Raw genomic sequence first — 14613 nt, forward strand, 5'->3', positions numbered from 1 at the left:
ACTATGGCTGTGCGCGATACAGATCTGATCCAGGCGTGGATCAATGTACTGAAATTATCAAATCTGAAAAAGGGGGATGCGGTTACTGTGCTGACCAGTGATCATACCCATCCGCAAACACTGCGCTGCGCCTTGACCGCTGCGACCATGTTGGGCGCGATTGTCAGCCGCCTGGATCTGCCACCCGTAAACGCAGAAAAATCGTTAAGTCGAGACCCGCTGGCCTATCTTGGCACGACGCCGCTTACCGGCAATAAACCGGCGATTGCCGCATTAAAGGCAAGTGACCTGGTCCTGGACCTGATGACGCTGCTGTTTTCACCGGAACAGCATGACATTTTGCAAGGAGGCGGTAAAATCCTGCTGGCCGTGGAGCCGCCGGAGGTTCTCTTGCGGATGGAGCCGACCCAGGAAGACTATGTGCGGACCCAGGCCGCCGCCGCATTACTGAAAGAGGCTGGGCAAATGCGCGTGACATCTGCAGCAGGAACCGATTTGCGCTGTCCGCTGGGCCAGTACCCCTGCGTATCTGAATATGGCTTTGTCGATGCGCCGGGTCGTTGGGATCATTGGCCTAGCGGCTTTACCTTTACCTGGCCCAATGAGGGAGAAACCCAGGGCACCATCGTGCTATCAAAAGGCGATATTCTGCTGCCAATGAAATCCTATGTGGGCGAGACAATCACCCTGACCGTAAAAAACGGGTTTGTGACCGGCATAACTGGTGGGGTTGAGGCGCAAATGCTATCGGAATACATAGAATCGTTTGCCGATCCTGAAGCCTACGCCATTTCCCATATTGGATGGGGTTTGCAGAAACGTGCCTACTGGTCCACATTGGGCTTATACGACAGAGAGGCGACCATAGGCATGGATGCCCGTGCAGTAAGCGGCAATTTTCTGTTTTCTCTGGGCCCGAACAACGAGGCGGGCGGCAGCCGAACGACAGCGTGCCATATTGATGTGCCGATGAGGCGATGCAATGTTTATCTGGACGATCTGCAGGTGGTTGCCGATGGCAGGGTGGTTGAGTCCACGCTGACGCAGCGGGAGAGCGCGTAATGAGCGAGGAAAATCAGGTGTTCAAGCGCCAGGGTTTTGGTACAGATGTGGATCTGGCGCCGCCCTTTGGCCTGCTTATCGTCGACTTTGTCAATGGATTTGCCGACCCTGGGGTTTTTGGCGGTGGCAATATCGCAAATGCAATTGCTTCAACACAGCCGCTGTTGCAACACGCAAGACGCAGCGGCTGGCCTGTCGCCCATAGCCGGATCGTGTTTGCGGATGATGGCGCGGATCACAATGTTTTCAGTCGTAAAGTGCCAGGGATGCTAACGCTTCGGGAAAACAGTCATGCCAGTGCGATTGTGCCCGAGCTGCAGCCGCAAGCAGGTGAGTTGGTCGTACGCAAGACGGTCCCGTCCGCGTTTTTCGGGACGATGCTGGCAGCCTGGCTTGCGCAGCGCGGCGTGAGCACGCTGCTGGTGGCTGGCTGCGTGACCAGCGGTTGCGTACGTGCCAGCGTTGTGGATGCCATGTCGATGGGTTTCACACCGCTAGTGGTGGCCGATTGTGTGGGCGATCGCGCCATTGGGCCACATGACGCCAGTTTGTTTGATATGCAGCAGAAATATGCCATGGTGATGGACCGGCTGGCTGCGCTTGCACTTTGCAGCCAGGCCGTGCTGGGCAGTTGACGCGCGGCTTAGCTGGTTGGTGGCCACCCAAGGCCACCGCAAGAGCCAGCGCTGATGCTTTATTGTGCCTCCAATCCGCCAACCATGAACCGGGTTACCTGGTCGATCAACTCGTCCGTATCATTGACATCGTAAAGTCCTTTGGGCGTCATTTCCTGCATCCTGTGCGTGTCGGAAAACGCATATAAATAGGTGCCGATCATGAAGGTTACTCGCCAGCAGGCATCCAGTTCACTCAGTTTGGGCAATGCTTTTCTCAGTACTGCAACATAGCGCTGGGTTGAACCACCATAGGCCTCGGACCGAAGCGAGTAGGAAATTTCTGACGGCTCGGTATGAAGCCTGGCCTGCAACCGGAGAAATGCGCGCCCCTGGAAGGTACTTCGCAACGACAGCACCGGCTCCAGAAACGTTCTTACAATATCCTTAACTTGAGGAGTCTTCTGCCTTTCCAGCGCTTCAAGGCGTTCCAGGCGTTCCCGCGAGACCAGTTCGCTCCTGCGCAAAAACACGGCCTGGAAAAGTCCGAATTTGGAACCGAAATAATAGCTGATCAATGCCTGAGTCACATTTGCCTGGTCGGCAATCTCTCGCAATGCCGTCCCCGCATAACCCTTGTCTGAAAAGATGACTTCGGCTGCATCCAGGATTTCGTCCCGCACAACACTCGCCCCTTCGGGACGACCGGGGCCATTGATTTTTCGGGGCCGTCGTACTGAGGTTTTTTTTGCAAGCTGCTCTGTTTTTTTCATAATTGATCGATTAATTAAATATTGGTTCGTACCTGTTCGTTCCGGATCGGCTCGCCAACGAGCTCATGCACCATAAAATATCATAAATTGATCGGCTGTGAATACAATTCAGATCAAAGCGCACCAGTGGTGTGCGCGCACGGTTGCGTTGTCACGACAGCCGGTTGGCGCTTACGTTTGTCGAAAGCCCAGGTTACCGATGGTTGCTTGACGCCAGATCTTCTCATCTTTACGGCCTGTCTGGCCACGCAAGTATTGATCGCCTATTTCGTTTATGATTTCCCATGCTCTGCACATCTGTCGCTTTTGCCCTGTGCAGATTGAATAACGTAAATGATATCAATAGCATGAAAAGGAAGCAGGTATGAATCTGGAAATAGCGGGCAAGTGGGCCCTGGTTTGTGGCGCCAGCAAAGGGCTGGGTTTTGGATGCGCCAAGGCGCTGGTGGATAACGGCGTCAATGTGGTCATTAATGCAAGGCGCGCCGAGGTGCTGCAAGCCGCAGCAAGTGAATTGGCTGCTCTGGCCGATACCGCGGCTAAACGCGATGGGTTTGCTGCGGCAAAAGTTATTTCCATTGCCTGCGATATCACAACTGTCGAAGGACGCGAGGCGGTATTCGGTGCCGCAGGCGGTCCTGGCAAGGATTTCGATATTGTGGTTACCAATGCAGGTGGACCTCCGCCGGGCGACTTTCGTGAATGGGAGCGTGACGCATGGATAAAGGCGATTGACGCCAATATGCTGACACCAATCGAACTGATCAGGGCCACCGTCGATGGTATGGCATCACGCGGCTTCGGGCGTATCGTCAATATCACTTCAAGCGCCGTGAAAGCACCCATTGATATTCTGGGGCTGTCCAACGGTGCACGCTCGGGCCTCACAGGATTTGTTGCCGGTGTAGCGCGCTCGAGCATCGCGGAAAAGGGCGTGACCATTAACAATATTCTGCCCGGGAAATTTGCGACAGATCGCCTGAAAGGCAACATCAAAGTGACGGCTGCCAAATCAGGCAAGGACATGGACACGATCAGACAGGCCCAGCAGGCCGTCGTACCAGCCAAGCGTTTTGGCCACCCTGACGAATTCGGCGCCCTGTGCGCCTTTTTGTGCAGCCAGCAAGCCGGTTATATCACGGGCCAGAACATGCTGATTGACGGTGGTATGTACAGCGGCACGTTCTAACGGGATGCCTCCTGCGGGGGGGCACAGGTTCGGCGGCAAGTCACTTCATGCAATTGTCTGGTGTCGTTGTGTCGGCTTTATGCTATCGACGGCCGCACGGCGCTGGCGTTACTGCGACACAATATCTGCTCGCCGTATCCTGACGAGGTCCTGCAGTCGGGTATGCACCGCCGGTGCAGTTCTCGCAATCGAATCACGTTTGTGACAATGCAGGAAACTGCAGTGCGAAGCGTATCTGTCCATCTGGCATGGCGAGCACCGTTGCGGTGCCACCATGCAGGGCCATGATGGCTTTGACCAGCGCAAGACCCAGGCCGTTCGATTCGGTATATTCATTGCGCGATTGATCACCACGATAAAAGCGGTCGAACATGCGCTCGGCCTGGATCTGGGATACCGGTTCGCCCGTATTCTCGATCGTCACCGTGCAGCCTGACTGGTCAGCATGCGCAGATAGCTGTATGGGCGTGCCGGGCCTGCCATAGCGTATGGCGTTGATCACAAGATTGTTGACGGCGCGACGCCACATGACGGTGTTGGCCAGCACGGCGCCATCGGCACTGACGTGCAGCTGCATGCCCCGCTCCTGAGCGGGCCCTTCAAAGTACTCGGCTATCTTGTGCAGTTCCCTGGCCAGGGCCAGTGGCGCGCGTTCGATGGCTATCGTGGCGTGATCAGCGCGAGACAGGAATAGAATGTTCTCGATGATATGCGCAATACGATCGAGTTCCTCCAGATTGGACTCCAGCAACTGTTCATATTCTTCTTTTGTCCGAGCTCTTCCCAACGCGACCTGCGTCTGCCCCATCAGGATGTTTACCGGTGTCCGCAACTCGTGCGCCAGGTCGGCTGAGAACTGAGACAGATGTTCAAAGCCACCCTGGAGTCTATCGAGCATCGCATTAAAAGCAATCGCAAGCTGATGCAGTTCGCTGGGCACGCCCGTATCGGGAAAGCGTAATGTCAATTGTGATGGTGTGATCTGTGCTGCAAGCTGGCTCATCCTGGTCAAAGACAGCAAACCCCGCCTGAGTAGAAGATAGCCCAGCAGTGTGGTAAGCAGCACGGCCAGTACAATGGCGCCGATCACGCGCAGCAGATAATCATGCAGCAGGCCTGCTTCCTGAGTCATGACATAGGCTGCCGTGATTCGCACCGTACCGCCCTGATCGCCAATGTCGGCCAGCGCCGATACCCAGCGCACCCTGATGCCGTCGGCGCGTTCTCCGGCATGCAGCGCGTTGATGGTCAGCCGCTGGCCGACAGGCACCGGCGTCATGGCTGGGGGCGTCATGCGATCAGGGTTGACGACAATAAACGGGGTGCCGTTTTCGCGCTGGAAGATCCGTACGTCCTTTTCGTTGCCCAGCATGCTTTCAAAAATTGCCGGGCGCTCCTCCATTTGGCGCACATTGTACAAGTCATGCAATAGGGTGCGGAAGCGTTCAACGCGGCCGATCAGTGTGTAGTCGGCGCGTACTTCCAGTGCCTGTCTTGCAGAGGAATAGAGATAGAATCCGAGTGCAGAGACAATCAGGCATGAAATCACCGCAAACGACAGCGTAGCCCAGATGGCCAGCGAACGGGGCTTGCCGGGCATCAGGGTTCTTCCGAAAACATATAGCCGACGCTGCGCACGGTATGGATCAGCTTGCGATCGAATGGGGCGTCAATCTTTGCGCGCAGCCGCTTGATGGCGACATCGACCACATTGGTATCGCTATCGAAATTCATATCCCAAACCTGCGAGGCAATATCACTGCGTGACAACGCCTCGCCTTGTCGTCGGATCAGCAAATGCAAAAGCATGAATTCCTTATTGGTCAGAACGATATTGATGCCCTGGCGGGTCACCTTGTGCCGCAAGGGATCCAGTTGCAGATCCGCCAATTGAAATACTTCAGAATCACGCACGACGCCACGCCGCAACAGCGTACGAACGCGCAGGACCAGTTCGGTAAATGAAAACGGTTTGACCAGATAATCGTCGGCGCCAAGTTGCAGGCCGTGAATCCGGTCATGTACCTGGTCGCGGGCGGTCAGGAATATAACGGGCACATCGCGCTCGCGCCGCAGCTCGCGCATGACTTGCCAGCCGTCTTTGCCGGGCAGCATCACATCCAGAATGACCAGATCATAGTTCTGTGTCTGGGCCAGATGCAAGCCGTCCAGGCCATTGCGGGCGAGATCGACGGCATAGCCCGATTCAAGCAGGCCTTTTCTGAGGTAATCACCGGTTTTTGAGTCGTCTTCAATAACGAGAATAGTCACGGTCGGTTCCACGGGATTGGGCAGAAAATCGTACCACGTTATCTTAAGCGGTTCATGACAAAAATGTCATCAAAAAGCCATGTTGCTGACAGGAGCCGATCGTTACGATGCATCTGAAGGCTTTGGCTATCACAACGATGATATTGCAAGGCCGACGCCTGCTTTGAAACCCCTAATGATTAAGGACTGTGATATGTCGCCTATTCAGTTTAATGCGTTGCCTGCCAGAGCACGCACTGTCGCTGCCGCCCTAAGTCTGTGCCTGGGCTTGTCGGGCGCCTTTGCCCATGCGCACGCCGGGCATGCCCACCATGGATCTGCCTCGTCCGAAACCAGTTCAACAAAGACCAATGCCAAACCACCTGCTTTTGTCGCGAGCACCGCCAAATCCTTTGACGCTTTAATGAACGATGCCATGGCGGTGATGGATTATGGAATGCTGCAGGCCCCCATGAACGGCAATGCCGAGCACGACTTTGTCACGATGATGATACCCCATCATCAGGGTGCAGTGGATATGGCCAAAGCCGTGTTGTTGTATTCCAAGGATACCGGCCTTCGGAATCTGGCGCTGGGCATTATTGCCGAACAGCAAAACGAGATCAATGTGATGCAGACTTTTCTGCAGAAACATGCCGCTAACACTTCTGAATGATGCGAGCAGCGCATTCCGTTATCACATTTTCAACGAACTTTATAAGCGAATTCAGTATGAAAAACTACTCTGCACTTGCTGCGCTGACGGCCACCGTTTTTTATGGCAGTACCGTTGCCGCATTGCCTTCATCGCATGATCGCGTATACACCGCGGATCAGAACAGCAATACCGTATCGGTGATCGATCCGGCCACCAATACCCTGCTTGGCCAGATCAAGCTGGGCAATCCGCGCCCAGACCTGCTTTCCCCCTTGTACAAGGGGCAGATCAACGTGCATGGCATGGGCTTCTCGCCGGATCACAAGACACTGGTTGTGGTATCTAATGGTTCCAATTCCGTTACCTTTATCGATACGGCGACCAACGCCGTGAAGGGCACAACCTATGTGGGCCGCTCGCCGCACGAAGGTTTTTTCACTGCTGATGGCAGCGAAGTGTGGGTGGTGGTGCGTGGCGAAGACTACGTCTCGGTGATCGATCCTAAAACCTATAAGGAAAAACGGCGTATCCAGACCGACCCGGGACCGGGCATGGTTATGTTTGCCCCCGATGGCAAACTTGCCTTTGTGGTGTCCAGCTTCACGGCAAAAGTGTCCGTGGTTGATGTGAAGACCCACAAAATTGTCAAGAAAATCGACGTGGTCAGCCCGTTTTCGCCTTTCGTGCAGTTCACGCCCGATTTCCGGGAGATCTGGATGACGCACAAGGATGTAGGCAAGGTCACGCGTATTGATACCAAAACGCTGGAGGTGACCGGTGTGACGGATATCGGTTTCATCACCAATCATCTGGCTTTTGCCGAAGTGAACGGGAAGACCCTTGCCTATGTCACCGTGGGTGGTGAAAATGCGGTGAAGGTGTATACGACAGATAAAGAAGCAAAACTGGTGTCGACCATTCCTACCGGGGCACTGCCGCATGGCATATGGCGCTCGGACGATGGCAGTCGCCTTTATGTCGGTCTGGAAAATGGCGATGCCGTGGACGTGATTGATCCAGTGGTCGGTAAAGTGGTGGCGCGTATCCCGGTTGGCCAGGCGCCACAGGCGTTGGCATATGTTTCAAATGTCATCGCGCAAGGTGAAGGCAAAGACAATCTGGTGCCACGGGTAAACAGTGATCCGGCCAATCTGTCCCTGAAGCCGGTCAAAGAGGACGCACGTGGTTTTGTCGTGTTGCGCAACCTTGGGCTGGTTGATGCGCTGGAAGTTAATCTGTTTCGTTTGAAGCCCAAGACCGTGTATAGCGTCTATCTGAATGGCAAAGAGATGCCGGCAGCCAGTTTTCAGACCGATCAGAAAGGCAATGCCAATGGCACGATGATCGCACCGTTGAGAACGCCGGCCAAAGCCGGTTCAACTGACGCTTCTGCGACCAACAGCATTATCGTCATGCAGGGAGATGCGCCGGTAGATGCCAAGGCAGCAGCGCTGATCAATCTTTGATGGACATTCTGCCAGCTGTCGGCTTAATATTTCAACTGGAATTGTCGTAGCTGGTCCATGTCGGGTGTGATACCAATTCCGGGTTCATCGGAAAGCGATATCCGGCCTTCATTCGGCTTGAGATAAGGCCCGGCGATCAGGTCCCGCAGCGGATTCGGATTGGAATCCACTTCGACATAGCCCGGTCCGCCGACACCGGCTTTCAGATGCATGGAGGCCACCAGGCCGATGCCGCCGCCCAGCCAGTGTGGGCAGAACAGACGCTGGTGGGCGACGGCATAATGGCCAACCGGTACGCAGCCACTGAAGCCGCCCCATTTGCCCAGATCGGGCTGGATCACGCCGAAAGCGCCGGAATCAACGATGTCGCGGAAATTGGCCTCTCCCCGGATATTCTCGCCGCCGGCAAGGGCAATGTCGCTGGCTGCAGCCAGTTGCTGCCAGGCGCCCAGCGATGAATCGGCCGTCATCGGCTCTTCCAGCCAGTCGGGCGCAAAGGGTGCAAGAAGCCTGGCCATGTGCTGCGCCTCGTCCGCAGACCAGGCCTGGTTCGCATCTACCATCAAAGGCGTGTCCGGTCCCAGCAGCTCGCGCAGGCTGCGCAGGTTGCCGATATCGCGATCGCGACCGAATCCCACTTTTAGTTTGAAGGCGCGATAGCCTTCCTGCTGCTTGGCCTGGGCCAGTTTTTCAGGATCGCTGGGGCTGATGCCGGAAGCGTAAACGGCAATCTCTGATGTGCCGCCCAATAGCTGCCACAACGGTTTGCCCACCTGCCTTGCCGCCAGGTCCCACAGGGCGATGTCGGCGCCGGCGATGGCCTGCGCCAGCGTGCCTGGCTCGCCGCTCTGTATGCCCAGCACATGCAGGCGCTGGTGCAAGGTCTGAAATGCCTGCCTGGGGTTGTCCCAGGTGCGCTCAAGCAATATCGGTGCAATACATGACTGCAGAATACGGGCGCGATGTTCGGCGCCGACACTGGGAAAATTGCACCATATTTCGCCCCAGCCAACCAGGCCATCGTGGCTTTGCATTCGCACCAGCACTGCCGGCCGATCGTACATAATGCCAAAAGAGGTCTGCACCGGCTCACTGACGGGGGCGCGAAAAACCAGCGCATCCACGTGTGCCAGCTTGATCGGCTGCAATTGCAGAGCGGCATCCTTGCGGTTGCCCAGCGTGCTGTAACCAGTGCTTTGGCTATCGGTGTCCTGCATGATTATCCTTGTATTGCAATTGAGATTTTTGCCGGCGCGCTAGCGTTTTGCGTTCAGGATCAGATCCGCGCCTTTTTCGCCGATCATGATCGAGGCGGCGTTGGTATTGGCCGAGACTATGTCGGGCATGACAGACGCATCGATTACCCGCAGACGTTGTACACCCTGGACCCTGAGCATGGGGTCGACCACTGCAAGTGTGTCCGAGCCCATGCGGCAGGAGCCAACGGCATGAAAAACCGTGCCACCGCATTCACGTGCGAATGCAATCATGCCTTCACGCGATTGGCGATCGCTACCGGGTAGCACTTCGGTGTCGATCAGATCGCGGAAAGCCGGCTGGTTATAGATGTCTCGCAACATTTCCAGCCCGGCGGCCAGCGTCTGGCGATCGATCTCTTCGCTCAGATAACGGGTTTCAATACCGGGCGGGGCCAATGGATCGGCGCTGCGGATCTGCAGCCTGCCTCGTGATACCGGTCGGCACTGCGAGGCCGAGGCGGTAAAGCCGGGGTAGGCGTGCAACGGGGTGCCGGGTTTGTCTACCGATAAGGGCATCACGTTAAATTGCATATCTGAGCGATCGTCGGTCGCGTATTGTGTTTTTGCGAATCCGCCGACCTGTCCCGCGCCCACGGTAAGCGGGCCCGCGTGCCTGAACGCCCATTGCAGGCCCATGGCAGCCAGTTTCAGCGGATTGCGCACGTCATTATTGAGCGACATTTTCTTTTTCAGACGAACAATCGTGCGCGCCTGGTAGTGGTCTTTCAGATTTTCTCCCACTTCAGGCGCATCGAAGACTACCGGGATGCCATGCTTTTCCAGCAGCGCTTTCGGACCTACGCCCGACAACTGCAATATTTGCGGAGACTGCACGGCGCCGGCCGACAGAATCACTTCGGCATCCGCCTGTGCCTGATAGACGGCGCCATGTTGCAGCCACTGCACCCCAGTGGCTGTAGTACCGTTGAACAGAACACGGGTCAGGTGCGCGTCGGTCAGCACAGTGAGGTTGGCACGGGCCTGAACCGGACGCAGAAACGCGGTGGCCGCGCTGGAGCGCCAGCCGTTTTTCATGCTCAGCTGATAGGCGCCTACGCCGAATTCGGTGGCGCCATTGAAATCTGGGTTTAAGGGCAGCCCGAACTGCTGCCCGGCGTCCAGCCACGCCTGACAGTAAGGATGGTCGTTCTTCAGATCGGATACGCCCAGTTCGCCATCGCCACCGTGATATTGGCTTTCGCCATGTTCGTAGCCTTCGGAGCGTTTGAAGAAAGGCAATACCGACTGATAATCCCAGCCGGTGGCGCCCTTGGCGGCCCAGTCGTCGTAGTCCTGATGCTGGCCTCGAATATACAGCAGGCCATTGATGGAACTGGACCCGCCCAGCACCCGGCCGCGCGGCCAGATAATACTTCTGCCTGCCGTGCCTTCACACGGCTCAGTGTCGAAAAGGCGGGAAAAACGGGTATCGTAAATGGTTTTGAAATAGCCGACCGGCAGGTGAAGCCAGAAGTTTTTATTTGGTTTACCCGCTTCGAGCAACAGCACACGAACGGCAGGGTTGGCTGACAGGCGATTGGCCAGGACGCAGCCGGCCGAACCTGCGCCTACGACAATATAATCGTAGGCGCCGGAATGTTGTATCGGCCGTTGTTCACTCATTTGACTCATGATTTGATAACGTTCAGATAAAGCTTGGGATCAAAGTATTGGGCAGCCGGTGTGGCGTTCGGAATGCTGGCAAAATCAATGAAGAAATCGCTGACGCGCTGCAGCCATTTGGTGACGGAACCGTCAGCATACAACTTGGCCCATTCCGCGGAAGTAAACATCTTCTGGGCCGCATACTGTTCCTTGATGTCTGCCAACGGCACCTGGGGATAATGTTTTGCCTGAATTGCCGCCAGCGCCTTGTCGGTATTGGCAATCAGATAGTCATTGGCCTCGGCCCAGCCGCGGATAATCTTTTCCAGTACGTCCTTGTTCTTGTCATAATAATCGTTGCGCGCCGCCCAACCGCCCATGATGGCCGCTTCAGGGTAAAACTTGGAGGCATCTACCAGCATTTTTGCGCCAGGCACTTTGTTGCGAATGGGAATGTTGAACGGAACCCATAAGGCAATGGCTGGCACCGCTTTGGAAATAAAGGCAGTCACCGCATCCTGCATGCGCTGGTTGATGATTTTCACATCCTTCTTTGGATCCAGTCCGTTTTTGCGCAGGGCATTGTCCAGGAACACATGCGCGGTCGTGCCTGTGGTGGTGGATATCTGCTTGCCTTTGAGATCAGCGATCGAGTTTACCCCCATATCCGGATGCACCCACAACTGCGCCGTGGCAAACTCCACGTCGTTCATCAGAAAAACTTTGCCTTGTCCGCGAGCAGGGAAATTGGACATGACGGCGCCGGTGCTCAGTACGTCGATACTGCCGCCGCTCATGGCCTGAAACAGCTCCAGGCCGGTCTGAAATTGAATGAACTCCATCTGCAGCCCGTTCTTCTTCCAGATACCCATGTCCTCGGCCAGCCAGATCTGGCCATCTACGGCCAGGGTATGCAGATAGCCGACCTTGACTTTAGTACTGCTTTGAGCGAAAACGGGTGACGCATGTAACCCAACGGCTGCCGTGCCGGCCGCCATCTTGATAAAAGTTCTACGTTTCATAGCAACTACCTCCTTTGGTATTGGACAGCCAGTGCGCCTAGGCGACGCGTTTTTCCTTTGCCAATGCTTCCTGTGCGGCGTATTCCTGCATCACGCTATTGTGGATACGGGCGCGCAGCGCAATAAATTCCGGTGTTTCCTGCAGCGATCGATGGCGAGGATAGGCAAAGGGGATGTCGATCACCTCCCGAATGCGCGAGGGGCGTGCAGAAATAATCAGCACCTTATTGGAAAGATACAGAGCTTCTTCCACCAAGTGTGTAATCAGCATGACCGTTTTGCCTTCTGCGTACAGCACATCCAGCAGCAGATCGTGCATTGCGCTGCGGGTCTGCGCATCCAGCGCTCCAAACGGTTCGTCCATCAGGACAAATTCGGGGCGCACCGCATAGGTACGTGCAAGCGCCAGGCGCTGCTTCATGCCGCCCGACAGTGTTTTCGGAAACGCCTTGCGAAAATCAGCCAGCCCCATCAGGCTCAGATAACGATCAACAATCTCGTTCTTGTCTGCGGCATTCAGGTGCTTGCTTACTTTCAGGTTTAAGCCAAATGCAATATTCTGCTCGACTGTCAGCCAGGGGAAAACGCCATACTCCTGAAACATGACGCCCCGATCCGGGCCTGGTTGTTCAATCGGCTTGCCATCGAGCATGACCGCGCCGCGGGTGGGTTTGACAAATCCTGCGGCCATATTCATAAGGGTGGTCTTGCCACAACCGGATGGCCCCACAAGTGAAATGAAATCGCCCTGGTTGACGCTAAAGGACATATCCCGGACAACTTGCAGTACACCGCCCGGTGTATCAAACTGCATGGAAACATTGTCGAAAACGATCCGTTCTTTGTTTGTCTGCATGTCTACTCCCCGGCCCTGTCCTGCCAACTGATCAATCGGTTCGATAATTTGCGAATGGCCACATCCATCAAAAGCGCAATGGCGCCAATGCAAATGATCCCCACATAAATGGCGCGCAGATCAAAGAATGCCGAGGCGTTTTGTATCATCGCACCCAGGCCTTCCTGGGCCGCCACCAGTTCAGCCGCGACCAGTGTTGCCCATGCCACGCCCAGCGCTACCCTGAGCGCAGTCAGCATGTGGGGCACGGTCATGGGCACCATGACTTTGAGGAATATTTCCATATCCGTGGCACCCAGCGTTTTGGCCACGCGGATATACACAGGGCTGATCTGATTCATGCCTTCATACATCACAATGACGGCCGCAAAAAAGGAGGCATAAAAAAGAATGGCAATTTTGGCCATTTCGCCAATGCCGAAGTACACAATCACAAGTGGAATAAGCGCGATGGGCGGCAGGGCGCGAAAGAAATTGACCAGTGGGTCGACAAAACGCCGTATGGGCTTGTACCAGCCGATCAGAAAGCCGATAGGCACCGCCAGCAACATACCCAGCAGCAGCCCGCCCACCACGCGCTGGATAGACATGGCCATATTCACCAGCAGCCCACCCTGGGTCAGATGCGTCCAGAACGTCTGCAGCACTTCCAGTGGCGACGGCAGCAATGCCGGGCTGATCCAGCCCGACGCGTGTACAAGCATCCAGACTGCGATCAGGCAGATAAACGGAAAAACGGACCAGGCCAGATTGCCCAACCGGTTGCTGCTTCTTGTGGCTTTTGCCATCCTTGTCTCCATATGTTTTTTGGGTGCAGCGTTCAGTGACCTCAATACTGGTTATGGGCGATATCGTTTTGCAGCAGATCGGTGTCAATCTGAATCAGCTGCGCGGGATACTGAATATGCGCGTAATACAGGATTGTGTCCGACGGATCCTTGAATACGCGGCAGACATCGGCAATCGGGTCCCCCACGCCAATGTTCAAATGCGACGCCGTCTCTTTATCGGATACGGTGATACGCATAATCTGCCGGGCCTGGTGAATGCTGATATCTGGCCGCTGAGCCAGCTGCGGTACAACCGGTGCAGTGCGAAAGCCTTCCGGATCACTATCGAAAATCGTCTTGTCCAGATAGATATCAATAAGGCAATAAGGTGTGTTTTCGCGGTAATGCACCCGACGCAATCGCTGATAGGCCGCACTGTTGCCATCAAAGCCGAAAGCCGGATCGGGCGCGCGCTCACCTGGCTCTATTGGCAGCATGCGGATTTTCAGCGTCGATACAGCCTGGACCAGTTCGCCAAAACTGTTGGCCAGCCTGAACCAGCGCTGTTCGGATAGGTCTTTGGCAACAAACGTGCCGACCCCACGGGTGCGCCGGATAATGCCATTGTCTTCCAGCAGATTGAGTGCAGCACGCAAGGTAATTCGCGATACCTCGAACTGCGCCACCAGATTGTCCAGGGTAGGAATCTGCTCCCCGAAACGCCATTGCTGGCTCTCGATCTTCTGGCGCATGAGCTTGGCCACTTGCAGATACAGTGGCATGCGGCTTTCGTAGCGAGGTTTTATTTCATTGTGCATATCATCATATTAATAAGCACAATTGAAATAAACAAGTAGGGGTTAGCCCGTAACTATGACTAAAGCGTGGCGTTTGCAGCTCTTGTGTTGCGGGCATTGCGACGGCATTGACCACGTCATTAATCACGCCAATATTCAAATATGACGGTCATCTCCTGATCGGGAACGCTCATATGCGTGGCTGCCCGGGCCAGCGAAAACGCGCAGAGTTGCGGCGCGCCGGGCAAAGGACCGGCCGCTTCTGGCCAGACCCGTGTGGCGCCAGAATATA

At 55.5% G+C, this 14613-nt stretch carries 14 protein-coding genes; 5 read left to right on the top strand and 9 right to left on the bottom strand.

The window, feature by feature from the left end; genetic code table 11:
• The first annotated feature begins 3 nt into the window (after positions 1-3).
• Complete coding sequence (locus INT32_RS07340) at positions 4-1062, top strand: 2,5-dihydroxypyridine 5,6-dioxygenase (protein WP_193088084.1); 1059 nt, start codon at positions 4-6, stop codon at positions 1060-1062.
• Complete coding sequence (locus tag INT32_RS07345; RefSeq protein ID WP_193088085.1) at positions 1062-1697, top strand: N-carbamoylsarcosine amidohydrolase; 636 nt, start codon at positions 1062-1064, stop codon at positions 1695-1697. Before INT32_RS07340 ends, INT32_RS07345 begins: the two co-directional genes overlap by 1 nt.
• A 59-nt stretch (positions 1698-1756) precedes the next feature.
• Here the strand turns inward: INT32_RS07345 and INT32_RS07350 are convergent, their stop codons facing one another.
• Positions 1757-2449: a TetR/AcrR family transcriptional regulator gene (locus tag INT32_RS07350; protein WP_193088086.1), complete on the bottom strand. Its 693-nt coding sequence runs from the start codon at positions 2447-2449 to the stop codon at positions 1757-1759.
• 364 nt (positions 2450-2813) lie between these two features.
• Here INT32_RS07350 and INT32_RS07355 point away from each other — a divergent pair, with 364 nt between their 5' ends.
• Positions 2814-3638 (top strand): SDR family oxidoreductase, encoded by an 825-nt coding sequence (locus INT32_RS07355; protein WP_193088087.1) that lies wholly within the window; start codon positions 2814-2816, stop codon positions 3636-3638.
• A gap of 193 nt (positions 3639-3831) precedes the next feature.
• Here the strand turns inward: INT32_RS07355 and INT32_RS07360 are convergent, their stop codons facing one another.
• Together INT32_RS07360 and INT32_RS07365 are read right to left on the bottom strand one after the other, a co-directional pair.
• Complete coding sequence (locus INT32_RS07360; RefSeq protein ID WP_193088088.1) at positions 3832-5238, bottom strand: heavy metal sensor histidine kinase; 1407 nt, start codon at positions 5236-5238, stop codon at positions 3832-3834.
• Complete coding sequence (locus INT32_RS07365; RefSeq protein ID WP_193088089.1) at positions 5238-5909, bottom strand: heavy metal response regulator transcription factor; 672 nt, start codon at positions 5907-5909, stop codon at positions 5238-5240. The genes INT32_RS07360 and INT32_RS07365 overlap by 1 nt, the downstream gene beginning before the upstream one ends.
• Positions 5910-6102: 193 nt before the next feature.
• Here INT32_RS07365 and INT32_RS07370 point away from each other — a divergent pair, with 193 nt between their 5' ends.
• Positions 6103-6564 carry a DUF305 domain-containing protein gene (locus tag INT32_RS07370; protein ID WP_193088090.1) on the top strand — a complete coding sequence of 154 codons (462 nt, stop codon included), beginning with the start codon at positions 6103-6105 and terminating at the stop codon, positions 6562-6564.
• 56 nt (positions 6565-6620) lie between these two features.
• Positions 6621-8012, top strand: a complete 1392-nt coding sequence (locus tag INT32_RS07375; protein ID WP_193088091.1) for a beta-propeller fold lactonase family protein — start codon at positions 6621-6623, stop codon at positions 8010-8012.
• 23 nt (positions 8013-8035) lie between these two features.
• Here the strand turns inward: INT32_RS07375 and INT32_RS07380 are convergent, their stop codons facing one another.
• The 6 genes from INT32_RS07380 to INT32_RS07405 are packed head-to-tail and all read right to left on the bottom strand — an operon-like array spanning position 8036 to position 14306.
• Positions 8036-9229 (bottom strand): mandelate racemase/muconate lactonizing enzyme family protein, encoded by a 1194-nt coding sequence (locus INT32_RS07380; protein ID WP_193088092.1) that lies wholly within the window; start codon positions 9227-9229, stop codon positions 8036-8038.
• A gap of 39 nt (positions 9230-9268) precedes the next feature.
• Complete coding sequence (locus INT32_RS07385; RefSeq protein WP_193088093.1) at positions 9269-10894, bottom strand: GMC family oxidoreductase; 1626 nt, start codon at positions 10892-10894, stop codon at positions 9269-9271.
• Between the two features lie 5 nt (positions 10895-10899).
• Positions 10900-11898 (bottom strand): ABC transporter substrate-binding protein, encoded by a 999-nt coding sequence (locus INT32_RS07390; protein ID WP_193088094.1) that lies wholly within the window; start codon positions 11896-11898, stop codon positions 10900-10902.
• A gap of 37 nt (positions 11899-11935) precedes the next feature.
• Positions 11936-12754 (bottom strand): ABC transporter ATP-binding protein, encoded by an 819-nt coding sequence (locus INT32_RS07395; protein WP_193088095.1) that lies wholly within the window; start codon positions 12752-12754, stop codon positions 11936-11938.
• Between the two features lie 2 nt (positions 12755-12756).
• Positions 12757-13542, bottom strand: a complete 786-nt coding sequence (locus tag INT32_RS07400; RefSeq protein ID WP_193088096.1) for an ABC transporter permease — start codon at positions 13540-13542, stop codon at positions 12757-12759.
• Positions 13543-13583: 41 nt separating this feature from the next.
• On the bottom strand, positions 13584-14306 hold the full coding sequence (locus INT32_RS07405; protein ID WP_193088097.1) for a GntR family transcriptional regulator: 723 nt from the start codon (positions 14304-14306) through the stop codon (positions 13584-13586).
• Positions 14307-14613: the final 307 nt, after the last annotated feature.

The organism is Advenella sp. FME57, from assembly GCF_014897675.1.
GTDB lineage: Bacteria > Pseudomonadota > Gammaproteobacteria > Burkholderiales > Burkholderiaceae_B > Advenella.